Here is a 24,421-nt window from a genome sequence, read left to right on the forward strand (position 1 = left end):
CTCATTCGCAGGGACAAAGGGCACGAGCGGCGGAACCGCGGGGCCACGCACAACGAGACCTACGCATTGTCGTTCGGCGATATTCCCGTCTCGTGCGCCAGCAATATTCCAGCAAAAGAAAAAGCCCCGTGAGTCGTCAAACTCACGGGGCTTTGTCACCGCTTTTGGCGGAGACGGAGGGATTCGAACCCTCGATCCAGGTTTTGGCCCAGATGCTCCCTTAGCAGGGGAGTGCCTTCGACCTCTCGGCCACGTCTCCCGAACCCTTCGCTCACGCCAGGGAGGCAGCGCGACGAAGCCAAGATGATAGCGGTTCCGTGCTCACAGGTCAATTTGTTGCGCACGGTTTTTGCGTGCGCGTCACCAACCTGTCATGCCCATTCTCATTTGCGCCATTCGCACGCCGTTCCGTTCTACGCGGCAATCGTGGCGTGAAGCGGCGCTCCGTGAGAACCCGCTGTGGTTGGCACAGCGGACACGTCACATCACGCCTGATCGAGCTCGAACACCTTGTGCAGCGCACGTACCGCAAGCTCCATGTACTTCTCGTCGATGAGCACGGAGATCTTGATTTCCGAGGTCGAAATCATCTGGATGTTGATGCCCTCTTCCGACAGCGTGCGGAACATCTTGCTCGCGATACCCACGTGTGAACGCATGCCGACGCCCACCACCGAGACCTTCGAAACCTTCGGATCCCCAAGCACCTGCTCCGCGTTCACGTGACCCTTCACCTGGTTGGTGAGGATGTCCATTGCGCGCTGGTAATCGCCGCGGCCCACCGTGAACGTGAAGTCGGTCTTGCCCTGCACGCTCTGGTTCTGGATGATCATGTCGACGTCGATGTTCGCGTCCGCCACCGGGCCGAGAATCTGATACGCGATGCCCGGCTTGTCGGGCACACCCATCACGGCGATGCGGGCCTCGTCGCGCTGGAACGCGATACCCGAGATGACTGCTTTTTCCATGGTCTCGTCTTCTTCAAAAGTAATCAGGGTGCCCGAGGTCATTTCATCTTCGAGCGGCATGAGCGGATCGGTCAGGCTCGACAGCACCCGCGTCTTCACCTGATATTTGCCGGCGAATTCGACCGAGCGGATCTGCAGCACCTTGGAGCCGAGACTCGCCATTTCCAGCATTTCCTCGAAGGTGATCCGGTCGAGCCGGCGCGCCTCTTCCACTACACGCGGGTCCGTCGTGTACACGCCGTCCACGTCGGTGTAGATCAGGCATTCGTCGGCCTTCAGCGCAGCGGCCACTGCGACCGCGGACGTGTCCGAACCGCCGCGGCCCAGCGTCGTGATATGGCCGTCCGGGTCGATGCCTTGAAAGCCCGTGATCACAACCACCTTGCCGGCATCGAGATCCGCCGTTACGCGTTCGCTCTCGATGTCGCTGATGCGCGCCTTCGTGAACGCGCTGTCCGTTTTGACGGGCACTTGCCAGCCCGTATAGCTGACCGCCTCCACCCCTTCTTCCTGGAGCGCAATCGCAAGCAGCCCCACACTCACCTGCTCGCCGGTGGCGGCGATCATGTCGAGTTCGCGCGGGCTCGGACGAGCCGAAATTTCCTTGGCGAGACCCAGCAGCCGGTTGGTTTCGCCGGACATCGCCGACGGCACGACGACCATGCGGTGGCCGGCCTTGTGCCATTTCGCGACGCGCTTCGCGACGTTCTTGATGCGCTCGGTCGAGCCCATCGAAGTGCCGCCGTATTTATGTACGATGAGTGCCATTGTCGTTCTGAACTGGAGAGATAACCGCGCTGGCGCACTGTGGAAGTGCCGCGGGAGCCGGCGTGATCGGCACCCAAGCGCGGCAAGCGGCGCGTGTCACACTTTGGTGCTGATGACGCCGCACGACCGGCGGCGTAAATGCAGCGCGTGCAGCACGCGCGGATTTTGCCCTTGCACGCGGCGCAGCCGTTCCGGCGCCGCGTGCCCTGCCCGCGTGACGGCCCTGACGCCTGCCGGATGCTGCCAGGCACAGGTCCGCAGCCGACGCTCGTGGCGACAAAAGCGGGTTGGGCAAACGCATTACCCTACCCGATCGGTAGCAAAAAAACAAGCCAAACGGACCGCGCGCACGGCCGAAAACGCTTATGTGGCAATGATTTGCGGCCTCGCCTCATAAAGCGGCAGAACGCGGCGAGAGACCGCGATGAGGCGAAAATCACGCGCGACCCCAGCACATGCCATGCGGCGCTGCGCCGCATGCGCCGTTCACGCGATCAGAAGATCCACGCGCCACTCGATACGAAAGTGGCGAGTCGAACGCGTGCGGTCGCGGTCGCTCGCAGCCGCACGTTTGAGCGCAGTGTGATTCACCCCGAGCCACGGCACGAAGAGCAGCGTATCGCCGGAGAAGATCAACGGCACGTCGCGCTTCCATGCCGGCACGCCGCGCTCCTGGAAGAGATTTTTCAGCGTACGGCTCGGGCCGTCCGGGCTCGTGCGCATACGCTCGCCGCCCGCACGCGAACGCGCCGATAACGGCGCGTGCAGCAGCGCAGCTTCCGGTATTGTATCGGCCTCGCCCTCGGCGGCCGGTACGAACACGAATGTCCCGCGCCATTGCGGCAGACGCCAGATGGCCTCGCCGCGCCACACGAGCACCGCAGGCGCGCGCCCGGACAACGACGTTTCGTCGGCAGGTTCGGCGCTGTCGCCCGCTTCCCAGAACACGAGACCGCGATAGCTGCGCAGCGTCTGGCCCGCATGGTCCACGCGCAGTTGATGGTCGCCATCTACGGTGCACAGTTGCCGCAATGCATCGGCAAGACGCGCAGCCGACGCCGCCGGCATGCCCAACGTGCGCATCCAGTAGCGCAGCAGGTTCGAGGCGCGGTCGTCGTCGAGTGCGAGCAGGGCTTCGCGTGCCAGCGCGCGACCCTCGTCGCGAGCCGCGTCGCGCAGGTCGATGCGGGCGAGTTCGTCGAGCAGCCGCTGGGCGGAAGCGGCGTGTGCGGCAGTGCGCGCAAGCGCGTCGCGAAAGCCCGGAAAGCGGACGGCGAGCGCCGGCAGAACTTCGTGGCGCAGCGCATTGCGCGCATAGCGCGTGTCCGCGTTCGATTCGTCGTCGATCCACTGCAAGGCGCGCGCCTCGGCGTACTGCTCCAGTTGGGCTCGCAGCAGGTGCAGCAACGGGCGCACACGCACGGGCCCCTGTGCACCCTCGCGGGACGGCGCCATGGCCGAAAGCCCCGCGAGACCCGCGCCGCGCAGCAACTGCAGCAGCACCGTCTCGGCCTGATCGTCAGCGTGCTGCGCGAGCCAGAGTGCGTTCACGCGATGCTGGGCGCACATCTCGTCGAGTGCTTCGTAGCGCAGTTCGCGCGCGCGCGCCTCGATGCTGACGCCCGCCTCGCGCGGCACGTCGACGTGACGGACATCGAAGCGCACGCCCTGCGATTTCGCGAACGCCTCGCAATGAGCGAGCCACTGATCGGCGTTGGCGCTGAGTCCGTGATGCACATGAAGCGCGACGCAACGCGAGGCGCCCGCCACGCGCACGGCGGCATCGAGCAAAACGGTGGAATCGAGGCCGCCGCTGAAAGCGATGCCCACGCACGCGTGGGACGGCAGCGCCGCAAGCGCGGCGCGGACCGCGTCGAGAACGACGCGGTCGGCACTCGATTCAGCGGGTTTCACCACGATTGGGCGGCGCTGGCGCGCCTCTCAGGAAGAACGATCCGGGCCGGCGTCAAACTCACGCGCCCGGCGTGGTCTGCTTGTACTTGCCGTAGGACATCAGCCGGTCGAAGCGGCGCTCGCGCAGGTCCGCGATGCTCATGCCCTGGAACTGCCGCAGCGTATCGGCCAGCGCGCGGCGCAGCAGCGCGGCCATGCCCTTCGGGTCGCGGTGGGCGCCGCCGAGCGGCTCGTTGATGATCTTGTCGATGAGGCCGAGCGCCTTCAGGCGGTGAGCCGTCAGCCCCAGCGCTTCGGCGGCCTCGGGGGCTTTCGCCGCGCTCTTCCAGAGAATCGACGCGCACCCTTCCGGCGAGATCACCGAATAGGTCGAGAACTGGAGCATCAGCACGCTATCGGCCACGGCGACGGCGAGCGCACCGCCCGAGCCGCCTTCGCCGATCACGGTGGCGATGATCGGGGTCTTCAGCTCGGCCATCACATAGAGGTTGTGCCCGATTGCCTCGGACTGGCCCCGCTCTTCCGCGCCGATGCCGGGATAGGCGCCGGGCGTGTCGATGAACGTGAAGATGGGCAGGCCGAACTTCTCGGCAAGGCGCATGAGGCGCTCAGCCTTGCGATAACCCTCAGGACGCGGCATGCCGAAGTTGCGCGCGGCGCGTTCCTTCGTATCGCGGCCCTTCTGGTGACCGATGATCATGCAGGGTTGACCGTTGAAGCGGGCAAGGCCGCCTACGATCGACAGGTCGTCGGCGAATGAGCGGTCGCCGTGCAATTCGTGGAAATCGGTGAAGAGTTCGTTGACGTAATCGAGCGTGTAGGGACGCTGCGGATGACGCGCAATCTGCGAAACCTGCCACGGCGTCAGATTGGCGTATAGATCCTTGGTGAGCTGCTGGCTCTTCTTCGACAGCCGCTCGATCTCTTCCGAAATATCGACGGCCGAATCGTCCTGGACGAAGCGCAGTTCTTCGATCTTTGCTTCGAGCTCCGCGATCGGCTGTTCGAAATCCAGAAACGTGGTCTTCATTGGTTGTAATCCTTGGACTTACCGGCAGCGCGTATTCTAACCGCGCCCAACGCCATCAAAATCGGCTCGCAACTATTAAATCCCATCACCCAATAGCGTCGATGGAAAACGGCGCCACATCAAAGGCGAGCGCGCCTTGCCCGGCGCGACTCACGCCCCGGCGGGCAACGCCTCGAGACTGCGCCACATGTACCAGGTCGCGACCGTACGCCACGGTTCCCAGTTCGCCGCGACCTCGCGCGCCTCGCTGCGCGTGACCGGCTCGCCGCTGAAGTAGTTGACGCTGATGGCGCGAATGAGCCCGAGATCGTCGAGCGGCAGCACGTTGGGACGCGAGAGGTTGAAGATGAGGAACATCTCGGCCGTCCAGCGGCCGATACCGCGAATCTGCGTCAGCTCGGCAATCACGTGCTCGTCGTCCATCGACGCCCACTTGCCCACGTGCAGCGCACCCGACACGAAGTGCTGCGCGAGATCCAGGATGTATTCGGTCTTGCGTTTGGAGAGCCCGCACGCCGTGAGGCGTTCGTGTCCCAGCTTGATGAACTGCTGCGGCACGAGCTTCGCGCAGGCGTCTTCGATACGCTGCCAGACGGCCTGGGCCGCGGCGACGGAAATCTGCTGCCCCACCACCGAACGCGCGAGCGTAACGAACGGATCGCCGCGTGAAAGCAGATGGACGGGGCCGAATTTCGGAATCAGTTTTTTGAGAATGCGATCGCGCTTCACGAGATCGGCGCAGGCCTTGTCCCAATACGCGGGCCGCGTGACCTCGGGCGCGAGGCTGCCGATCTGCACGGGCACCGCAGCTTCCGTTGCGGTGGATGCGCGGCTCTTGCGGACAATCTCGCCCTCGTGAGCGGTATCGACGACGAGCTGACTGGTCAGGCGATCGTTGTCGACGTGCTGAACGCCGAGTGCGCCATTCGCCTTCGGGCGGGCGGTCTTTCCCGCGGTGCTCGATACGCGCGTTTCCTTTTGCGTCGGCTTCGCGACGTGCGGCGCACCTGCGGAGCCGTTGAGCCTGCGCTTCGACGGAGCGCCTGGCGCCTCGCCGTTCGCCGCGCCCGCAGCCGTTTTTGCGGTCTTTTTCAATGCGACCTTCGCCGCGGCCTTCATCGAGGTCTTCGCGGCGGTACTGCCTGCCGTGCGCGCTGCACGCGTTGCCCGCGCCGCCTTCCCTGCGGCCTGAGCGCTCTGCGACGCGGCTCGTTTAGCCGCCGCCTTCGTGGCCGTTGCCATCCTGCCTCCTGCCTGGCGAGTCGATCAATGGGTAGTCGACGGCGCTTAAACGCGGCGCCACTCGGTCAACCCGCCCGGTTTGTCTTCGAGTGCGACACCGGCTTCGAGCAGTTCCGCCCGGATCCGGTCCGCTTCGGCGTAATGCTTCGCCTTCTTGGCTGCCGCACGCTCGGCGATCTTTGCTTCGATCGCGGCTGCATCGAGACCGCCAGCCTCCGACGCGCCCGCTGCCTGCTGCAGATACGCACGCGGATCGCGACCCAGCAGACCGACGATGGCAGCAAGCTGCTTGAGCTGCCGCGCAAGCGCTGCGTCGCGCGTGCGGTTCACCTCGGTGGCCAGTTCGAACAGCACCGCGACCGCCACCGGCGTATTGAAGTCGTCGTTCATCGCCGCACGAAAACGCGCGGCATACGTTTCGTTCCAGTCGAGTTCGCCCGCGTCCGGCGCCACGTCTTTCAACGCCGTGTAAAGACGCGTGAGCGCATTGCGCGCGTCGTCGATATGAACGTCACTGTAGTTGAGCGGCGAGCGATAGTGCGCACGCGCGATGAAAAAACGCACGACTTCGGCGTCGTACTTCGCGAGCACCTCGCGGATCGTGAAGAAGTTGCCGAGCGACTTCGACATCTTCTCGTTGTCGATCTGCACGTAGCCGTTGTGCATCCAGTAATTGACGAACGTTTGGCCCGTTGCACCCTCGCTCTGCGCGATTTCGTTCTCGTGGTGCGGAAACTGCAGGTCCTGTCCACCGCCGTGAATGTCGAAGTGTTCGCCGAGCAGCGTGCAACCCATCGCCGAGCATTCGATATGCCAGCCGGGACGCCCGCGCCCGTACTTCGAATCCCATCCGGTGTCGGCGGGCTCGTCGGGCTTCGACTGTTTCCAGAGCACGAAGTCGAGCGGATCCTGCTTCGCGTCGTTCGCGGCCACGCGCTCGCCCGCGCGCAGGTCTTCAAGTGATTTGCCCGAGAGCTTGCCGTAGCCCGCAAAACGCCGCACCGCGTAATTCACGTCGCCGTCCGCGGCGCGATACGCGTAGCCGTTCGCTTCGAGCGTCTCGATCATGCCGAGCATCTGCGGGATAAAGTCGGTTGCGCGCGGCTCGATGTCGGGCCGCGCGACGCCGAGCGCGTCGGCGTCTTCGTGCATCGCATCGATGAAGCGGCTCGTGAGCGACTTGATCGTCTCGCCGTTTTCGACGGCGCGACGAATGATCTTGTCGTCGATGTCGGTGATGTTGCGCACATACGTGACCTTGTAGCCGAGCGTACGCAGCCACCGCTGGACGATATCGAACACCACCATTACGCGCGCGTGACCCACGTGACAATAGTCGTACACCGTCATGCCGCAGACGTACATCCGCACGGAGCCTTCCTGAAGCGGCACGAAAGGTTGCTTGTCACGGGCAAGCGTGTTGTAGATGCGCAGTGATTCCATAGAGACGATGCGTGGGCCGAAAGACGTCCGCGTGGCAAATCATGCAAGCCGCGGGCCGTGCGACGGCGCCGGGGACAAACACCGCAAACTGGTACAGCCGGTGTTGTGCGGGATTGCGATCAGGCGGAGACGACCGAGGGTGACGAACAATGAGTCTGCGGTTAGGCGAAAACGCGCAGACCTTTTGTTAGAATGGCTCGGAGTATAACACCCCGACCTATCCCTATGAAATCTTCCAGCGGCCGCGCGCGATACGCTGCAACCCTCGCCGCGACGGCCTTCGCGGGCTTCGCGTTCGCGCTTGGCAGCACGACCGTCCATGCACAGACGAGGGCCGTGACCGACGGTACGCCGCAGATCGACGCGGCCATCGCGCAGAAAGACTGGGCGGGCGCGCTCAAGGACCTCGACGCGCGCATTGCATCGAATCCTCGCGATGCGCAGGCACGATTCAAGCGAGCCACCGTGCTCGCGCGTCTGAATCGCGACGACGAAGCCATCACCGCCTTCACCGAACTCACGCAGATGTACCCCGAGCTGCCCGAGCCGTACAACAATCTCGCGGCGCTTTACGCGAAGCACGGTCGTTACGACGAGGCGCGTGTCGCGCTCGAAACGGCGGTGAAGACCAATCCGTCCTATGGCCTCGCCTACGAAAATCTCGGCGACCTGTACCTGCGTCTTGCCGACGCATCGTATCGCCGCGCGCAATCGCTGGGACGTGCGAGCGCGGTGACGCAGCAGCGTCTTGCCGACCTGCAGAAGATCGTCTCGCCGCCTGCCACGCCGCGGCGTGCGAAGAAGATTCCCGTCGAAGACTATACGAACCGCGCGTCGTCCGATCTGACGAACAATCCCGCCTTCACCTTCGGCGGTCCCACCGGTTCGCTCGCCGTGCCGCCGTACATGGCGCCGTCGCAATGAGCGGCGCACGACGCCAACGTCCGTGACGCGCTTTTCCAACCCGCTTTTTCCAACCTGTTTTTTTCAACGCATCCCCCTCCGAGGATCTTCATGAAATGGTTGATGCTGGCGCTCGGCAGCGCCGCCCTGATTGCGAACGCTCCCGCCTTCGCGCAATCCGCGCAGACGGCGGCCCATCCGCAGGTCCTGCTGCACACGTCTGACGGCGACATCCGCGTCGAACTCTATCCCGAGAAGGCGCCGAAAACGGTCGCGAACTTTCTCGACTACGTGAAGTCCGGCCAGTACAGCGGCACGATCTTCCATCGCGTGATTCGCGGCTTCATGATCCAGGGCGGCGGCTACACGACAAGCTTTGCTGAGAAGCCGACTCGCGCCCCCATCCCGCTCGAAAGCCAGAACGGCCTGAAGAACGTGACGGGCACGATCGCGATGGCACGCACGAGCGACCCGAACTCGGCCACGGCGCAGTTCTTCATCAACACCGTGGACAACGCCGGTCTCGACTATCCGAATCCGGATGGCAACGGCTATGCTGTATTCGGCAAGGTGACGTCGGGCATGGACGTCGTGAAGAAGATCGAAGCCTCGCCCACCACCACACGCGGTCCGATGGGCGACGTGCCGCAAAAGCCCATCGTGATCGAATCGGCCACGGTCGTCGGCAAGTAAGAAGCGAGCAAGCAGCACGCAGGAAGCGGCAGGCCGCCCGCCCTTCACCAGAGCAAACGGCCTGCGCCATCCAGACCACCCCCGCACCCGGTGTGGCACTGCCCGGCAGCTTTCACGCCGCGGTGCCGCACCGCTCTTTCACCCCTCCCCTCGCAAGGATCCCATCATGGTCGAACTGCATACGAACCACGGCGTCATCAAGCTCGAACTGGACGCCGAAAAGGCGCCGAAGACGGTCGAGAATTTCCTGAACTATGTCCGCAAGGGTCAATACGACAACACGATCTTTCACCGCGTGATCGACGGCTTCATGATCCAGGGCGGCGGCTTCGAGCCCGGCATGAAGCAAAAGCCCACCGACGCGCCGATCGACAACGAAGCCAACAACGGCCTGAAGAACGTGAACGGCTCCATCGCGATGGCGCGCACGAACGATCCGCACTCGGCCACGGCCCAGTTCTTCATCAACGTGAACGACAACGACTTCCTGAACCACTCGTCGCCGACGCCGCAAGGCTGGGGCTACGCCGTGTTCGGCAAGGTGGTGGACGGACTCGACGTGGTCGAGAAGATCAGGAAGGTGAAGACCGGCTCGAAGGGCTTTCACCAGGACGTGCCGGTCGACGACGTCGTGATCGAAAAGGCCGTCATTGTCGAATAAGCGTTCAACGCGCGTCGATAGCGCCTCGTCGACCCGCATTCGATGAGGCGCCAACCGGGTACCGACTGACGCCCCATGCTGCAGGAAAAATCATTACGAAACGCCGCTGCGGGCGTGCCCGGCGAGGGCAAACGCCCACACGCGGCACGCCCGTTTCTGTTCGCCTCGGATCTGCATCTGAGCGACGCGATTCCGCGCACGGTCGCCGCCTTCGAGCATTTCATCCGCGTCACCGCGGATCAGGCCGACTCCGTGTTCATCCTCGGCGATCTGTTCGAGTACTGGGTGGGCGACGACATGCTCGCCGACCCGTTCGTGAAGCGCATGGTCGAACTGATGCACACCCTCTCCGAGCGCGGCATCGCGCTTTACGTGATGCACGGCAATCGCGATTTCCTGCTGGGCAAGCGTTTTATGAAGGCGGCCGGCGCGATCTGGCTGCCGGACCCCATCGCCATTACCGCCTTCGGCACACGCATCGCGCTCGCGCACGGCGACGCCTTATGCACGGCCGACCGCGGCTATCAGATCTTCAGGCGCTTCGCACGCAACCGTCTGCTGCAACTACTGTTCCTCGCGTGGCCGTTCAGCTGGCGTCAGGCACTGGCCGAACGCATGCGCCGGTCGAGCGAGGCGGGACGCGAGCGTCCGCCGTTGCCGCGCTATGACGTCACGAAAAAAGGTGTGGATGCGCTCTTCAAGCTGAGCAGCGCGGCCGTGCTCGTTCACGGGCACACACACCGGCCCGCGAAACATCGCGAGTCGGCGGGCACACGCTGGGTGCTGCCCGACTGGGAACTCGACCACGGCGCACCGCGTGGCGGCTACCTGCGCGTCGACGCCGAAGGCTTCAAGATGATGCCGCTCGATTGACGAAGGGTTCGCCGGCGGTCAGCTTGCTCCGCTCGCCCGGAGCCGGGCGAGCCCACCGTCAGTCGCGGGGCGCCGTTGCCGCAACTTCGGCATGCTCGGCTGCGGTGCTATCAGCCTGATCGGCCTGCTGACTGCTGCGCTTCGCACGCTCGCCACTTTCGCTTCCTTCGATCACGGCGGACAGCCGCCGCAGGTCCACGAGCGCCGCATCGGCACCATGCAGGGCCTCCAGCTTTGCGCCGAGCCGTTCCAGCGCCGCGACGATTTCGTCGACGCGCTGCGTCTGCGTCGCCGCGTGGTCAATGAGTCCGTGAATGGCGAGCGAGACCGGATCGTCTGCGTTGGGTGTAATGCCGTAGGCGCAAAAGCCCGGGCGTGTGCCGGCCTGGCCGTGGGGTTTACCGCGCGCGGGCTCGGTTTTCGCCGGCAGGATCACGCGCGCGGGATTGCCCACGGCCGTACCGCCCGCCGGTACGGGCTTGATCACGACCGCGTTCGAGCCGATCTTGGCTTCCGCGCCGATGGTGAAGCCGCCAAGCACCTTTGCCCCCGCGCCCACGATCACGCCGCGCTCGAGCGTGGGATGGCGCTTCGCACCACGCGTGAGCGACGTGCCGCCGAGCGTCACGCCCTGGTAGATCGTGCAGTCGTCACCGACCTCGGCCGTTTCGCCGATCACAACGCCCATGCCGTGGTCGATGAACACGCGCCGGCCGATAGTCGCGCCCGGATGAATCTCGATGCCGGTCAGAAAGCGCGCCATCTGTGAAACGAAACGGGCCATCCAACGTCGCTTTGCGCGCCAGCATGCGTGCGCGACACGATGCAATACGAGCGCGTGGAGTCCCGGATAGCACGTGAGCACTTCCCAAGCGCTGCGTGCAGCGGGATCGCGCTCGCGGATCGTGGCGATATCTTCGCGAAGTCTCGTGAACATGGCAGTGACGCTCGGACAGGTGGGCAACGGCTGCGCACGGCGGGCAACGCGCAGCGGCGAACGGCGGCAACAACGGATTCGATGACAGCAAGGACAGCTGCAACGACAACCGCGGGCGGCAACCGCAGCAACGACTGCCGCCAACGCATTTTTCCTGCTTTACTTCGAACGGTTCATGGATTGTAGGCGATCGGCCGCCGCCCGTCGGGTAACCCCTTTCGCTGCGGGGTTGCCCGTCACAACAGGTCACGACGGCCCTTCGCCCGGTTCCCGCGACTTGAGCAACAGGATGCGCTTCGCGATACCTCGAATGATATTGACCTCTTCGCGCTCCAGCCCCGAGCGGCTGAAGAGGCGCCGCAGGCGTGACATCAGTTTCTTGGGGTTCGCGGGATCGAGGAACTCCAGCGCGATGAGCGCGTTCTCCAGGTGCACGTACATCCGCTCGATTTCATCGTTCGCGGCGAGCGTCCCCACGGTTTGCGCCGGTTGCCCCGGCGCTGACGCAGTCTCGCCGCCCGCATCGAGGTAGGCCATCCTCAATTCGTACGACAGCACCTGGACCGCCTGCGCCAGGTTGAGCGAACTGTAGGCCGGATTGGCCGGAATGTGCGCCAACGCGGTGCAGCGTTCGACGTCTTCGTTCGACAGCCCCGTTCGCTCGTTGCCGAAAACCAGCGCGATGTCGCCCGTGGCGGCGAGCCGGCAGGCCTCGCCGGCCATGGCGCGCGGCGCCCCGGGCGGCGGACCGTATTCCCGCGACCGAGCGGTAAGCGCAAGCGACCAATGCACGCCGGCCAGCGCCTCGGCAAGTGTCGGCACGACATGCGCGTTGGCGAGCACGTCGTCGGCCCCGCTCGCCATGGCAATGGCTTCCGGATCAGTCTGCACCTGCGCGACGCGCGGCGCGACCAGCACGAGGCGCGAAAAACCCATAGTCTTGAGCGCGCGCGCCGCCGCACCGACATTGCCCGGATGGCTGGGCTCCACGAGCACGAAGCGTGTCGAGGTAAAACCGCCGCGCACGGGACTGATGCCTTCGGCTGCGGCCTCCGGCGTTGCTACAGAAGAAGATGTTCGAGACGAAACCACGATCGGCTGGCTACCTACCATGCGAAAAAGGGTATGGTAGCGCGAGGCCAGGCGGGACGCGCTCTGGCCAGGTGGCCAACAGCGACGACCTTCCCGCAAACTCCTCGCACAGCCATCCGCGGCAGACCTCAAACGCTCCATCCTCCAACACGCACGCCGACTCGGGTAAAATCACGCTGTTTCGCGCGCGCCATTGCCGGTGCGCATCGCTCTTCTTCAATTCGTGTGTCGTTGGCAGGACGGCTGCGAGGCGCGCCGGGCCGGCCGCTTCAAGCTGTATCGCCCACTTTCGTTACATCCGGCGGACCGCTCCCGTGGCGCCGGCATAAGGATCCTGTCTCATGCATCCCATGCTCAACATCGCTGTCAAGGCCGCTCGCCGCGCCGGACAGATCATCAACCGCGCATCGCTCGATCTGGACCTCATCCAGGTGAGCAAGAAGCAGCACAACGACTTCGTCACCGAAGTCGACAAGGCCTCCGAAGCCGCCATCATCGACACGCTGAAAACCGCCTATCCCGATCACGCGATCCTCGCCGAAGAGTCCGGCCGTTCGGAGAACGAGTCGGAGTACCAGTGGATCATCGATCCGCTCGACGGCACCACCAACTTCATTCACGGCTTCCAGTACTACTGCGTGTCGATCGCGCTCGCGCATCGCGGCATCGTCACCCAGGCCGTGGTCTACGATCCGACGCGCAACGACCTCTTCACGGCGTCGCGCGGACGCGGCGCGTTCCTCAACGACCGCCGCATTCGCGTCGGCCGGCGCGACCGCCTGGCAGACGGCCTGATCGGCACCGGCTTCCCGTTCCGCGAAAAGGACACGCTCGACGCTTACTGCCGCCTGTTCGCCGAAATGACGAACGCCTGCGCCGGCCTGCGCCGGCCCGGCGCCGCCGCGCTCGACCTCGCCAACGTTGCTGCGGGCCGCGTCGACGGTTTCTTCGAGCAAGGCATCAGCGCGTGGGACATGGCCGCGGGCAGCCTGCTCGTGACCGAAGCGGGCGGACTGGTGGGCAACTACACGGGCGACTCGAACTTCCTGAATCTCGGCGAGATCGTGGCGGCCAACCCGAAGATCTACGCGCAGATGGTGCCGATCCTCTCGAAGTACAGCCACACCAAAACGGCCTGACCGGACGCACACGCCGGCGCGGCACACCGCGCCGCGCTGCGTGCTGGGCGCTTCGTGACGCGCCTTTCGCGCACGCGCTATGATCGCAAAGCGGCTTCGGCCGCTTTTTTTGTTTGGCGCGGCGATTGCATGGCCTGCCTGCAAGCTCGCGAGCCGCGCCCTGTCTCGCGAGCCCAATGTTCTGGTGTTCTCGCGCTAGCCACGTGATGGCTTGCCAGCAGTGCACGTATCCGACGGTTTCTCCGCCCGCTCCATGAAAAAAGGCTTCTACACGATCATTGCCGCGCAGTTCGTCTCGTCGCTTGCGGACAATGCGCTGCTCATCGCCGCCATCGCTCTTCTCGCGGTCATCCGTTCGCCGTCGTGGATCACGCCGCTGCTGCAGATATTCTTCACGATTTCGTACGTGCTGCTCGCGCCGTTCGTCGGCGCCTTCGCGGATGCGCTGCAAAAGCGCCACGTGATGTTCATCTCCAACGCGCTCAAGGCCGGCGGCTGTCTGCTGATGCTCGTGGGCGTGCATCCCATCGTTGCTTATGGCGTGGTCGGCTTCGGCGCGGCGGCCTATTCGCCCGCCAAGTACGGCATTCTCACCGAACTGCTGCCGGCCGAGCGGCTCGTCGCGGCGAACGCGTGGCTCGAGTCGGCCACAGTGCTCTCGACCATCGTCGGCACGATGCTGGGCGGCGCGCTCGTGAGCGCCTATGCGGGGAAACTGGTGGCACACCTTGATCTGCCGGTCATCCGCACCGCCGCAGACCTCGCCATGTTCGCCGTGATGCTGGTCTACGCGGCCGCGGCGATCATCAACATCGGCATACCGGATACCGGCGCGCGCTATCCCAATCGGCTCATGCAGCCGGCAAAGCTGACCGGCGATTTTCTGCATTGCTTCCACGTGCTGTGGGCCGACAAGCTCGCGCAGATCGCGCTGTGGGTGACCACGTTGATGTGGGGCGCTGCGGTGACGCTGCAATTGCTCGTACTCAAGTGGGCCGATGCGAACCTTGGGCTATCGCTTTCGAAGGCCGCCGTCATGCAGGGCGTGACAGGACTTGGCGTCGCGTTGGGCGCCGCTGCGGCGGCTGCGTGGATTTCGCTGCGCACGTCCCTTCGCGTACTGCCGATCGGCATGCTGACCGGCATCGTCACAGTCGCCATGGCGTTCTACAGCAAGGGACTTTTCCCGGCGGGCGCCGGCATCCGCTTCGCGAATTTCACGGTGCCGCTCTACATGCTCTTCGCGTGGCCGCTGATGATCGGGCTCGGCGCATTGGCGGGCTTTTTCATCGTGCCGATGAACGCGGTCCTCCAGCACCGGGGCGCCGCTTTGCTCTCGGCGGGCCACTCCATCGCCGTGCAGAACTTCAACCAGAACCTGGCGGTGCTGCTGATGCTGGGCGCCTATGCCCTGCTGCTCATTGCGAAATTGCCGGTGCAATGGATCATCGTCGTGTTCGGATCATTCGTCACGTTGCTGATCTGGCTTGCGAAACGACGCAGCGCGGCGAACAGCCGCGAAGTCGACATGCGGGCACTGGTGGAGGAATGAGGCGGGCGCGCCGCTGCATCGTAGCGGGACACGTGTGCCACGCTTCGAATCCCCTAGAATGTAGGGCTTGTTTTCGACATTCGCCTTAGCTACCCAAGCCCGCTTCGCATTGACCTCGACGGCCTTTCGCTGTGTTTCAGGCGACTGCCCGTCCCACCGCCGCCGGGTCGAGGTTCGGCCATACGGCTCCCGTTCACCGAAGCGTGTGCTGGCCTCCGGCAGGCGGGACGCGCGATTAACCGTCGGACTCTCAGTGCGGAACGCTTTGGCCGGCTGGCCTATAGCCCTGCGATGGGGCGCGAAGTATAGTCGTCGAACCGAAGCTGCAGGTCCCCGTTCGCGCCCTGTCAACAATGAGGACACGGCCTAAACGGGACCGAATGTCCGCAAATGTCCGAACACGCCTTTCAGCAATCGATTGAATGAAAACAGAAACCAGCGTCGAAACCGTGCCCGAGCAGAGCTTCGCTGCCCATACTCCGATGATGCAGCAGTACTTGCGCATCAAGGCTGAGCATCCCGGCACACTCGTGTTCTACCGGATGGGTGACTTCTACGAGCTCTTCTACGACGACGCCGAAAAAGCCGCACGCCTGCTCGATCTCACGCTGACGCAGCGTGGCGCTTCGGCCGGTATCCCCATCAAGATGGCTGGCGTGCCGCATCACGCTGTCGAGCAATATCTCGCGAAGCTCGTGAAGCTCGGCGAGTCCGTGGCCATTTGCGAACAGATCGGCGACCCAGCTACCTCGAAAGGACCGGTGGAGCGCAAGGTGGTTCGCGTGGTTACTCCCGGGACGCTCACCGACGCGGCACTGCTCGCCGACAAGAGCGACGTCTACCTGATGGCCGTGTGCGCCGGACACAACCGGCGCGGCGTGGTCGTCAACGTGGGGCTCGCGTGGCTCAATCTCGCGAGCGGTGCACTGCGCCTTGCGGAAGTGGCACCCGACCAGGTGGCGGCTGCCTTCGAGCGCATTCGTCCCGCCGAAATCCTGGTCGCCGATGCTCCCGCTGACGCAAACGCGTGGTCGCCGCCACCCGGCTCCGGTGCGTTGACGCGTGTTCCGGCGTGGCACTTCGATGTGGCAGCTGGCACGCAGCGGCTCTGCGAACAAATGGAAGTGGCCAGTCTGGACGGCTTCAGTGCTCAGACGATGACGAGCGCATGCGGCGCCGCGGGCGCCCTGCTGCTTTACGCTGCCGCTACGCAAGGCCAGCAATTGCGGCACGTGCGCAGTCTCAAGGTCGAATACGAGTCCGAGTACATCGGGCTCGATCCCGCCACGCGTCGTAACCTCGAACTCACGGAAACGCTGCGCGGCACCGAATCGCCGACGCTGTGCTCATTACTCGACACGTGCAGTACGACGATGGGGAGCCGGCTGCTGCGTCACTGGCTGCATCATCCGCCGCGCGACGCGTCGATTGCCGGCGCGCGTCAGCAGGCCATCGGCGCGCTCCTGGAGGCGCCGCCGCCAGCCAGTCTGGATGCCCTGCGTACCGCACTGCGCCAGATCGCGGACGTCGAGCGGATTACGGGGCGGCTCGCCCTGCTCTCGGCACGTCCGCGTGACCTTTCGAGCTTGCGCGACACGTTCATCGCATTGCCGTCGCTGCGCGAGCAGATGGCTGCTGTCAGCAGCGCCTCACCTATGCTTTCCCACATCGAAGCGATGCTGGAGCCGCCTGCTCCCTGCGTGGAGTTGTTGACTCGCGCGGTCGCGCCGGAGCCCGCAGCCATGGTGCGCGACGGCGGCGTCATCGCGCGCGGCTACGACGCCGAACTCGACGAGTTGCGCGACATCTCGGAAAACTGCGGCCAGTTTCTGCTCGAACTCGAAACGCGCGAACGCGAGCGCACCGGCATCAACAATCTGCGGGTCGAGTACAACAAGGTTCACGGGTTCTATATCGAAGTGACGCGCGGGCAAACCGACAAGGTGCCCGACGACTATCGGCGGCGTCAAACACTCAAGAATGCCGAGCGCTACATCACGCCCGAGCTGAAGACATTCGAAGACAAGGCACTGTCGGCCCAGGAACGCGCGCTCGCGCGTGAGCGCGCGCTCTACGACGCGCTCCTGCAATCGCTGCTCCCGTTCATTCCCGACTGCCAGCGTGTTGCGGCCGCGCTCGCGGAACTGGACGTACTCGCCACCTTCGCGGAACGCGCGCGAGCGCTCGATTGGGTCGCGCCTGCGTTCGACCAAAGCGCGGGCATCGAGATCGAACAGGGACGGCATCCCGTCGTCGAAGCCCAGGTCGAGCAGTTCATCGCAAACGACTGCCGGCTCGACGCCGAACGCAAGCTGCTGCTCATCACCGGCCCGAACATGGGCGGCAAGTCGACATTCATGCGCCAGACGGCGCTCATCGCGCTGCTGGCATACGTGGGCAGCTACGTGCCGGCGCGACGCGCGCGCTTCGGTCCGATCGACCGTATCTTCACGCGCATCGGCGCCGCCGACGACCTCGCGGGGGGCCGCTCCACGTTCATGGTGGAAATGACCGAGGCCGCCGCGATCCTCAACGACGCGACGTCGCAAAGTCTTGTGCTGATGGACGAAATCGGTCGCGGCACTTCGACTTTCGATGGACTGGCGCTCGCGTGGGCCATTGCCCGTCATCTGCTGTCGCACAACAGTTGCTATACGCTCTTTGCCACCCATTACTTCGAACTCACGCAGTTGCCCGCGGAGTTTCCTCAGGCGGCCAACGTCCATCTGTCGGCCGTGGAGCACGGGCATGTGATCGTGTTCCTGCACGCGGTCAACGAAGGTCCGGCGAGCCAGAGTTACGGCCTTCAGGTGGCGCAGCTTGCCGGCGTACCGTCTGCCGTCATCCGTGCGGCACGCAAGCACCTCGCGCTGCTGGAGCAACAGTCGGCAGCACAGCCAACGCCACAGCTCGATCTGTTCGCTCCGCCACCAATGGCAGAAGTCGACGACGAAACGGCGCCACTCCATGAAGTGCGGGACGAAGACGATCAGTATCGCGAAGCATCATCGATCGATCCGGCCTCAGAAGCGCTTGCTGAACGGCTTCGTTCCATCGACCCGGATGGACTGCGGCCACGCGAGGCACTCGATCTGCTCTATGAATTGCACGGGCTCGCGATGGCGCCGCATGAGAAACGCTGAGTGTTCTGCGCACGCTGTGCCACACGGGCGTGCGTGTCGTAGAGCACTCGCAGCGGCGGCCTTCGTCGCCACGGTGCTTGGGCTTGTCTGCGTCCCGGCTCGAGCAGCGGGGCAGCGCTATTCGTTTGCCGTCGTTTCAGGGGCAATACGAGGCCCGGCCGACGAAGCCGCTACACAGCGACTGATCGAAGCCGCTGGACTGAACAGGAACGTGGCGTTCATCGTCTATGACGGCAATCTCAAGGGTCCCACTGAAGCCTGCAGCGATGCGCTTTACGAGCGTCGCGAGGCGGTGCTTGAAACAGCGCGGCCGGCGCTGATATTCGTACCCGGCCAATACGACTGGGTCGGCTGCTCAGCGCACGACGCGGGTGACTTCGATCCGGTGGAGCGGCTCGACCGGTTGCGGCAAACGCTGTTTGCGGACCCCACCTCGATGGGACAGACGCGTCTACCACTCACTCGCGAAAGCGAGGTGTCGCGCTTCAGGCCGTACCGGGAAAACGTGCGCTGGCAGGTGGATGACACCATCTTCATCGGACTCAACGTGCCGGGTGGCAACAATCATTACCTGACCGCCGGCGGCCGCAATGGTGAATTCGAGGATCGCACGATCGCCAATGCCTTCTGGCTCGAACATGCAGGCGAGTACGCGCGGCGCCATGGCGCGCGCGCAATCGTGATATTCATTCAAGGCGACCCGGACCCTGAGCGCTACGAGCGGCCGGACCGCTTCGCATGGCTGCGCTTTGCACGCCACGAACGGCGCGACGGGTATCTGGAGTTCAAGCGGAGTCTGGTCAAACTTGCCGAAACATTTCGCGGCCCCGTTGTGGTGATCCACGAAGACGACGGCCGGCCAGCCGGCGGTTTTCAGATCGACCAGCCGCTACGCAACGACAAAGGCGCGCGAGTCGCCAATCTGACGCGCATCGCATTTGCGCCGCGAAACAAGCTTATGCAGTGGATAGAGGTCGATGCGGACATGGCACGGCACCCGCCGTTTCGCGTCAGCGTGCGTGATGTACCGAAAGATTTGCCCCTGCCGCAGCCGCCGACCCTCGTACCCGGAGGGGACAGCGCGCCGCCGGTTCCGGCCATGCCCACTGTGCCCGAAGTATCGTCCGCGCCCGATGTACCTGCTCCTTCGTCGGCATTCGCCGAGCCTGCGAGTCAGCCGCTCGACTCCGGCACAGGTAACGGCAACAATACGACTCATCCAGGTTATGCCGTTCCGCCGCCGGGTGGCACGGGCACTGCGCCTTGAGCCTTCTTGAACCTTGAGCCGGCGTCAGGCGACGCCGGCATACCGCAGGGCTCAGTGCAACGTGGGTTTTGAATCCCCTTCGCCCTCGTCATCGTCTTCATCTTCGTCGACAACTTCGAGGCCATTCGCACCGTGTGCGTGCTCGTGCTGGATCTCGTCGTCCGTGGCCTGACGCACCTCCGTGACGGTCAGCGCGAACCGCAAGGCCATGCCAGCGAGCGGGTGGTTGCCATCGAGGACGACCTTGTCTTCCGCAACATCCGTCACTGTGTAGATGAGCGTGTCCAGGTCTTCGTCGCCCTCTTCGGGGGTGCCCTCGAATTGCATGCCGACTTCGAGCGGCTCGGGAAAGCGGTTGCGCGGTTCAATCTTCACCAAGTCGGGATCGTACTCGCCGAACGCGTCTTGCGGCTCAAGTTGAATCTGGGTTTCGAAGCCAGGCTCCTGCCCATCAAGCACTTCCTCGATCTTGGGGAACGTGCCATCATAGCCGCCGTGCAGATAGACCATCGGCTCGTCGCTTTCCTCAATCAGATTGCCCTGCGCATCCGACAGCTTATAAGCGACCGAAACGACAGTGTCCTTTGCGATTTTCATTCGATTCTCCAGAATACAAATCACATTATACGATGCCCAAGCGGCCCTCCGACCATCCGGCCGGCCAACGCGCGACCCCATCGCGCATGTCAGCCCCGGCTTCCGGCCTGCCTTCCCCCGACCAGCCCACGCCATTGCTCGGCGGCCTCACTCCGACGCAATTCATGCGCCGGTACTGGCAGAAAAAGCCGTTCCTGATCCGTCAGGCAGTGCCCGGCATTGCGTCGCCGGTTACACGCGATGAGCTGTTCAAGCTGGCCGGGAACGACGACGTCGAGTCCCGTCTCGTCACGCATTTTCGGCGGCGCTGGAAACTGGACCACGGTCCCTTCGACACTACTGCGTTGCCGCGCACCGCTCAACGCGACTGGACGTTACTCGTCCAGGGCGTGGACCTGCACGACGACCGAGCCCGAGCGCTGCTCGACAGGTTCCGCTTCGTGCCGGACGCCCGGCTCGACGATCTGATGATCTCTTACGCGACTGATGGCGGCGGTGTCGGGCCACACTTTGATTCATACGACGTGTTTTTGCTGCAGGTACATGGCAAGCGACATTGGCGTATCGGCGCACAACGCGATCTGTCGTTGCGCGAAGACCTGCCATTGAAAGTACTCGCGCACTTCGAGCCCGAAGAGGAATGGATCCTGGAACCAGGCGACATGCTTTATTTGCCGCCGCATATTGCACACGACGGCATCGCGATCGGTGAATGCATGACTTGCTCGATCGGCTTCAGGGCGCCGTCGGCAAGCGAACTCGCCGCGCAGTTCCTCTACTACCTGGCCGAACGCGGTGGCGCCCACCGCGGGCAGGACGCGCTCTACAGCGATCCGAAACAGCCCGCCGTGAGCGAGCCTGCCCAATTGCCGGCAGCGCTGGTGGAACGAGTCGGCGCGATCCTTACGAAGATCCGCTGGAACCAGGCCGACGTGTCCGGATTTCTCGGTGCCTGGCTAAGCGAACCGAAGTCGAATGTGGTGTTCGAGCCGCCCGCGCGTCCGCTCAACGAAGCCGCGTTTGTGAACCGCGCTTCACACGACGGCGTACGCCTGCACCGCAAAACAGTTCTGCTATACGATATTCACTCATATTTCCTGAATGGCGAGGAAAACTCTCTTCCATCCAGCAAAAAATGGCTCCTCGATCTCGCGAATTGTCGCGCGCTGAGTGCGAAACGCTTTGTAACACTCTCACACGATTCGTCGGTGACAGCACTACTGCACGAGTGGTATTGTGCGGGCTGGATAGAGTTGGGCGGGCTTGCATAAGCCCTTCCAGCTGCTATACCGTTACGGAAACGTCTGTATGAGAAAGACAACGTATTGACCCCGCATTTGTCGACGGTCGGTACGAAAGTGCATATAATTTCCGCCCAAGCCGTAGGGAAGATTCACGCTCATGAAGTGCGTCTCCACCAGCGGCCCGGGTCGGTGTTGGAGCACATTACCGGTATTATTTTGCGCTGTTGCTTACCTTTAACCATAAAAGGACGTGATCATGAAGAAATCCCTCCTCGTAGCATCCCTGTTGGCAGCCGTTGCACTGGCTGCTTGCAACAAGAGCAGCGATCAAGCCGCTGCCCCGGCCGCTAGCGACACGTCGGCTGCTTCGGCACCGGCTGCTGCTGCAAGCGACACGGGTGCTGCTTCGAGCGCCGCCGCTGCGAGCGACACGGGTGCTGCTTCGGCTACGACGGGTGCTTCGGACGCAGGCGCTGCCGCTTCGGCTGCTGCTCCGGCTTCGGGCGCAAGCCAGTAAGTCGTTGTTGCGCGAGTTCGCCTTCGGGCGAACGTCTGCCAGAAGCCAGATGTGCTACACGCAAGTCCGGCTTCCGGCAGGCAAAAACAAAACGCCACGAAGTTCGCTTCGTGGCGTTTTGTTTTGCACGGTGTCTCTGATGCCGGCAATCAGCCGGTCTGCTTTCGCTCGCCGAAAAACTCCCGAACGACTTCGATCTCGCGTGTGCGCTTGAACGGCGGCAAGCTCTGCCAGATCCGACGTCCATATGGCTTATCCACGAGTCGTGTGTCGCAGATCATCAGCACGCCGCGGTCCGTCTCTGCGCGAATGAGCCGCCCCGCCCCCTGCTTGAGCGTGATGACAGCCTGCGGTAACTGATGGACCGCAAACGGGCTCAGCCCCTTCCTGGCCAGTGCGTCGAGGCGCGCAGCCAGAACCGGATCGTCGGGCGGCGCGAACGGCAGCTTGTCGATGACGACGAGCGACAGCGCATCGCCGCGCACGTCCACCCCTTCCCAGAAGCTCTGGCTGCCCACGAGAATGGCGTTGCCGTAGGCGCGGAATCGCTCCAGCAGTTCCGTGCGGCTCGCATCGCCTTGCACGAGCAACGGTGTATTCCATCCACGAGCGTCAATGGTGTCGCGCAATTTCGCCGCGATGCGGTCCACGGCACGCAGCGTCGTACAGAGCATGAACACGCCACCGCCGGAAGCCTCGATGGCGGGCAGCGCCGCGTCGAACACCGCGTCCGTGAATGCCGGCGACGATGGCTGCGGCAAATTGCGCGGCACGTATAACAAGCCTTGCGTCGGATAATCGAACGGACTGGGCAGCGTCATCGAACGGCGCGCGTTCAGTCCCATCTGCGCGGCATAGTGCGTGAAGTCGCCGCGCACCGACAGTGTCGCCGATGTGAAAACCCACGCACGCGGTACGCCAGCGCGCTGCTTCGCGAAGATGGGCGCCACCGACAACGGCGTCTCGTGCAGTTGAACCGTGTGCGAAAACACCTCGACCCAGCGGACCTTCTCTTCAGGATCCGTTGCGGCCTGCGTACCCGATGGGTTCTGCGCCGTCTCCTGCGGCTTCGAAGATGCGTTCGCGGGTTCGGGCACGGTCCATCCTGCAAGCGTGTCCTGCAACTCGCGTGCGCGGCGCAGGCAGGCACCCAATGACTCCGCCCGTTCGGCTTGACCGGCCAGGGCGGTGGCGAGTGCCGCAAGTTCTGTTTCGACCGCAACGAGCGCAGGAAAAAGCGGATGGTCCTCCGGCAGTTGCGCCACCGACAGTCGCACCGAGTCTTCCTTGAACGCCAGCCGCACATCGCGCGCTGCGCGCTCGAGCGCCGCGCCGAGCTTCACCCATTCGACAGCATCACGCGCATGACTGAGCCCTTCGGCAACACAGTCTCGCGCCAGTTCGAGCAGTTGCGCGGTGGAAAGCGTCTCGCCGAAGAAAAGCGTCGCGGTCTCGGGCAACTGGTGTGCTTCGTCGAAGATGATCGTGTTGGCCGTGGGCAGCAACTCCGCCATGCCCGTGTCGCGCAGCATGATGTCAGCGAAGAAGAGATGGTGATTGACCACCACGATGTCGGCCTGCTGTGCTTCGCGGCGCGCCTGCATCACGAAGCAGTCCTTGTAATTCGGACATTCCTGGCCGAGGCAGTTCTCGCGCGTCGAGGTCACCATCGACCATACGGCAGCTGTTTCCGGCACGCTCGCGAGTTCAGCCTTGTCGCCCGACTTCGTTATTTTCGCGAACCGCACGATCTCCTGAAGCCACGCCGTTTCCTGGCGCGACGGCAGGCGTCCGTTGTCGGCGGTGCGCTGGAGGTAGTAGTGGCAAAGGTAGTTCGCGCGCCCCTTGAGCATCGCGACCGAAACCGGCACGGCCAACGCATCGCGCACGGTCGGAATGTCGCGCTGAAACAGCTGGTCCTGAAGATGCTTGGTGCCGGTCGACACGACCACCTTGCCGCCCCAGAGCATGGCGGGCACGAGGTAGGCGTACGTCTTGCCCGTGCCCGTGCCGGCTTCCACGATCAGCGTGTTCTCGCCGCCATCGATACCCGCCTGCTCGCCGTCACCGGAGCTGGCCATGCCGTTATCCGCACCGGACGTGCTCGCGCCTTGCAGGCGCCGCGCCGGGCGTTTCTGCGTCTCGAACATGTCCGGATCGGGCATAGCACGCCCCGAGGCTTCCATGGCAGCCGCTACGGCCCGCGCCATCTCGATCTGCGAGGCACGAGGCCGGTAGCCCTCGATTTCGCGCGCAAGCACGCCGTCGGCCGCGAAGATGGCGTCGAGCTCCAACACGCGCCGGGCGTTCAGCACAGGCGCGCCGGCGTTGGGGCGCAAAGCGGACACCGGTGCGTCGCCGTCGGGCGCTGCACCGGAAAGAGAAACAGGCGATGAATTCAAGGCAAGCGGTTTCCTGCAAAGTCCGGCGTGCGCATA

Annotated in this window: 19 protein-coding genes and 1 tRNA gene; 10 read left to right on the plus strand and 10 right to left on the minus strand. The window is 64.1% G+C overall.

What is annotated here, in order from left to right; translation table 11 throughout:
- Positions 1 to 165: 165 nt before the first annotated feature.
- From PKKP23_RS02695 to cysS, 6 genes are all read right to left on the minus strand, one after another.
- Positions 166 to 259: transfer RNA gene (locus tag PKKP23_RS02695), tRNA-Ser, on the minus strand.
- Positions 260 to 485: 226 nt separating this feature from the next.
- A complete protein-coding gene (locus PKKP23_RS02700; protein ID WP_017778065.1) occupies positions 486 to 1,736 on the minus strand; it encodes an aspartate kinase in 1,251 nt (416 codons plus the stop codon).
- 486 nt (positions 1,737 to 2,222) lie between these two features.
- On the minus strand, positions 2,223 to 3,653 hold the full coding sequence (gene tilS / locus PKKP23_RS02705; protein ID WP_126875700.1) for a tRNA lysidine(34) synthetase TilS: 1,431 nt from the start codon (positions 3,651 to 3,653) through the stop codon (positions 2,223 to 2,225).
- 55 nt (positions 3,654 to 3,708) lie between these two features.
- Positions 3,709 to 4,680 (minus strand): acetyl-CoA carboxylase carboxyltransferase subunit alpha, encoded by a 972-nt coding sequence (locus PKKP23_RS02710; RefSeq protein WP_017778063.1) that lies wholly within the window; start codon positions 4,678 to 4,680, stop codon positions 3,709 to 3,711.
- A 150-nt stretch (positions 4,681 to 4,830) separates the two neighbouring features.
- Positions 4,831 to 5,922 carry a DNA-3-methyladenine glycosylase family protein gene (locus PKKP23_RS02715; RefSeq protein ID WP_126875701.1) on the minus strand — a complete coding sequence of 364 codons (1,092 nt, stop codon included), beginning with the start codon at positions 5,920 to 5,922 and terminating at the stop codon, positions 4,831 to 4,833.
- Between the two features lie 45 nt (positions 5,923 to 5,967).
- Positions 5,968 to 7,365, minus strand: coding sequence for a cysteine--tRNA ligase (gene cysS / locus PKKP23_RS02720; RefSeq protein WP_126875702.1), 1,398 nt, complete (start codon positions 7,363 to 7,365; stop codon positions 5,968 to 5,970).
- Between the two features lie 225 nt (positions 7,366 to 7,590).
- Here cysS and PKKP23_RS02730 point away from each other — a divergent pair, with 225 nt between their 5' ends.
- The 4 genes from PKKP23_RS02730 (at position 7,591) to PKKP23_RS02745 (ending at position 10,495) form a co-directional block, all read left to right on the plus strand.
- Entirely contained in the window at positions 7,591 to 8,289 is a 699-nt protein-coding gene (locus PKKP23_RS02730) for a tetratricopeptide repeat protein (RefSeq protein ID WP_126875704.1), read from the plus strand.
- A 90-nt stretch (positions 8,290 to 8,379) separates the two neighbouring features.
- Complete coding sequence (locus PKKP23_RS02735) at positions 8,380 to 8,961, plus strand: peptidylprolyl isomerase (RefSeq protein WP_026122101.1); 582 nt, start codon at positions 8,380 to 8,382, stop codon at positions 8,959 to 8,961.
- A 166-nt stretch (positions 8,962 to 9,127) separates the two neighbouring features.
- Complete coding sequence (locus tag PKKP23_RS02740) at positions 9,128 to 9,622, plus strand: peptidylprolyl isomerase (RefSeq protein ID WP_017778058.1); 495 nt, start codon at positions 9,128 to 9,130, stop codon at positions 9,620 to 9,622.
- 75 nt (positions 9,623 to 9,697) lie between these two features.
- Complete coding sequence (locus PKKP23_RS02745; protein ID WP_126875705.1) at positions 9,698 to 10,495, plus strand: UDP-2,3-diacylglucosamine diphosphatase; 798 nt, start codon at positions 9,698 to 9,700, stop codon at positions 10,493 to 10,495.
- A 58-nt stretch (positions 10,496 to 10,553) separates the two neighbouring features.
- Here PKKP23_RS02745 and cysE read toward each other — a convergent pair whose 3' ends face one another.
- A complete protein-coding gene (cysE, locus tag PKKP23_RS02750; protein ID WP_126875706.1) occupies positions 10,554 to 11,432 on the minus strand; it encodes a serine O-acetyltransferase in 879 nt (292 codons plus the stop codon).
- A gap of 246 nt (positions 11,433 to 11,678) precedes the next feature.
- Positions 11,679 to 12,545, minus strand: a complete 867-nt coding sequence (locus PKKP23_RS02755) for an RNA methyltransferase (RefSeq protein ID WP_420873186.1) — start codon at positions 12,543 to 12,545, stop codon at positions 11,679 to 11,681.
- Between the two features lie 320 nt (positions 12,546 to 12,865).
- On the opposite strand from PKKP23_RS02755, the gene PKKP23_RS02760 reads away from it, so the two are divergent.
- The 4 genes from PKKP23_RS02760 (at position 12,866) to PKKP23_RS02775 (ending at position 19,625) form a co-directional block, all read left to right on the plus strand.
- Positions 12,866 to 13,663, plus strand: a complete 798-nt coding sequence (locus PKKP23_RS02760) for an inositol monophosphatase family protein (RefSeq protein ID WP_126875707.1) — start codon at positions 12,866 to 12,868, stop codon at positions 13,661 to 13,663.
- A gap of 253 nt (positions 13,664 to 13,916) precedes the next feature.
- Positions 13,917 to 15,215, plus strand: a complete 1,299-nt coding sequence (gene lplT, locus PKKP23_RS02765; RefSeq protein WP_017778053.1) for a lysophospholipid transporter LplT — start codon at positions 13,917 to 13,919, stop codon at positions 15,213 to 15,215.
- Between the two features lie 422 nt (positions 15,216 to 15,637).
- Positions 15,638 to 18,358 (plus strand): DNA mismatch repair protein MutS, encoded by a 2,721-nt coding sequence (gene mutS / locus PKKP23_RS02770; RefSeq protein WP_126875708.1) that lies wholly within the window; start codon positions 15,638 to 15,640, stop codon positions 18,356 to 18,358.
- Positions 18,345 to 19,625, plus strand: a complete 1,281-nt coding sequence (locus tag PKKP23_RS02775) for a hypothetical protein (protein WP_420873187.1) — start codon at positions 18,345 to 18,347, stop codon at positions 19,623 to 19,625. The genes mutS and PKKP23_RS02775 overlap by 14 nt, the downstream gene beginning before the upstream one ends.
- Before the next feature lie 51 nt (positions 19,626 to 19,676).
- On the opposite strand, the gene PKKP23_RS02780 is transcribed toward PKKP23_RS02775, so the two are convergent.
- Positions 19,677 to 20,222, minus strand: a complete 546-nt coding sequence (locus PKKP23_RS02780; RefSeq protein ID WP_126875710.1) for an FKBP-type peptidyl-prolyl cis-trans isomerase — start codon at positions 20,220 to 20,222, stop codon at positions 19,677 to 19,679.
- 32 nt (positions 20,223 to 20,254) lie between these two features.
- Between PKKP23_RS02780 and PKKP23_RS02785 the strand changes: the two genes are divergently transcribed.
- Positions 20,255 to 21,493: a cupin domain-containing protein gene (locus PKKP23_RS02785; protein ID WP_126875873.1), complete on the plus strand. Its 1,239-nt coding sequence runs from the start codon at positions 20,255 to 20,257 to the stop codon at positions 21,491 to 21,493.
- A gap of 229 nt (positions 21,494 to 21,722) precedes the next feature.
- Entirely contained in the window at positions 21,723 to 21,983 is a 261-nt protein-coding gene (locus tag PKKP23_RS33705) for a hypothetical protein (protein WP_081601951.1), read from the plus strand.
- Between the two features lie 149 nt (positions 21,984 to 22,132).
- On the opposite strand, the gene PKKP23_RS02800 is transcribed toward PKKP23_RS33705, so the two are convergent.
- A complete protein-coding gene (locus tag PKKP23_RS02800; RefSeq protein ID WP_126875711.1) occupies positions 22,133 to 24,385 on the minus strand; it encodes a DNA repair helicase YoaA in 2,253 nt (750 codons plus the stop codon).
- Positions 24,386 to 24,421: the final 36 nt, after the last annotated feature.

This window comes from Paraburkholderia kururiensis JCM 10599 = LMG 19447 (assembly GCF_003986935.1).
In the GTDB taxonomy this organism is placed as follows: domain Bacteria; phylum Pseudomonadota; class Gammaproteobacteria; order Burkholderiales; family Burkholderiaceae; genus Paraburkholderia; species Paraburkholderia kururiensis.

What these genes read in the sequence shown, in the direction of transcription:
- lplT (WP_017778053.1), top strand. Translation starts at nt 13,917, where the DNA reads ATGAAAAAAGGCTTCTACACGATCATTGCCGCGCAGTTCGTCTCGTCG.
- cysS (WP_126875702.1), bottom strand. Translation starts at nt 7,365, where the DNA reads ATGGAATCACTGCGCATCTACAACACGCTTGCCCGTGACAAGCAACCT.
- cysE (WP_126875706.1), bottom strand. Translation starts at nt 11,432, where the DNA reads ATGTTCACGAGACTTCGCGAAGATATCGCCACGATCCGCGAGCGCGAT.
- PKKP23_RS02755 (WP_420873186.1), bottom strand. Translation starts at nt 12,545, where the DNA reads ATGGTAGGTAGCCAGCCGATCGTGGTTTCGTCTCGAACATCTTCTTCT.
- PKKP23_RS02785 (WP_126875873.1), top strand. Translation starts at nt 20,255, where the DNA reads ATGCCCAAGCGGCCCTCCGACCATCCGGCCGGCCAACGCGCGACCCCA.
- PKKP23_RS33705 (WP_081601951.1), top strand. Translation starts at nt 21,723, where the DNA reads ATGAAGAAATCCCTCCTCGTAGCATCCCTGTTGGCAGCCGTTGCACTG.
- PKKP23_RS02775 (WP_420873187.1), top strand. Translation starts at nt 18,345, where the DNA reads ATGAGAAACGCTGAGTGTTCTGCGCACGCTGTGCCACACGGGCGTGCG.
- PKKP23_RS02780 (WP_126875710.1), bottom strand. Translation starts at nt 20,222, where the DNA reads ATGAAAATCGCAAAGGACACTGTCGTTTCGGTCGCTTATAAGCTGTCG.
- PKKP23_RS02735 (WP_026122101.1), top strand. Translation starts at nt 8,380, where the DNA reads ATGAAATGGTTGATGCTGGCGCTCGGCAGCGCCGCCCTGATTGCGAAC.
- PKKP23_RS02745 (WP_126875705.1), top strand. Translation starts at nt 9,698, where the DNA reads ATGCTGCAGGAAAAATCATTACGAAACGCCGCTGCGGGCGTGCCCGGC.
- PKKP23_RS02740 (WP_017778058.1), top strand. Translation starts at nt 9,128, where the DNA reads ATGGTCGAACTGCATACGAACCACGGCGTCATCAAGCTCGAACTGGAC.
- PKKP23_RS02700 (WP_017778065.1), bottom strand. Translation starts at nt 1,736, where the DNA reads ATGGCACTCATCGTACATAAATACGGCGGCACTTCGATGGGCTCGACC.
- PKKP23_RS02760 (WP_126875707.1), top strand. Translation starts at nt 12,866, where the DNA reads ATGCATCCCATGCTCAACATCGCTGTCAAGGCCGCTCGCCGCGCCGGA.
- PKKP23_RS02730 (WP_126875704.1), top strand. Translation starts at nt 7,591, where the DNA reads ATGAAATCTTCCAGCGGCCGCGCGCGATACGCTGCAACCCTCGCCGCG.
- PKKP23_RS02710 (WP_017778063.1), bottom strand. Translation starts at nt 4,680, where the DNA reads ATGAAGACCACGTTTCTGGATTTCGAACAGCCGATCGCGGAGCTCGAA.
- mutS (WP_126875708.1), top strand. Translation starts at nt 15,638, where the DNA reads ATGAAAACAGAAACCAGCGTCGAAACCGTGCCCGAGCAGAGCTTCGCT.
- PKKP23_RS02715 (WP_126875701.1), bottom strand. Translation starts at nt 5,922, where the DNA reads ATGGCAACGGCCACGAAGGCGGCGGCTAAACGAGCCGCGTCGCAGAGC.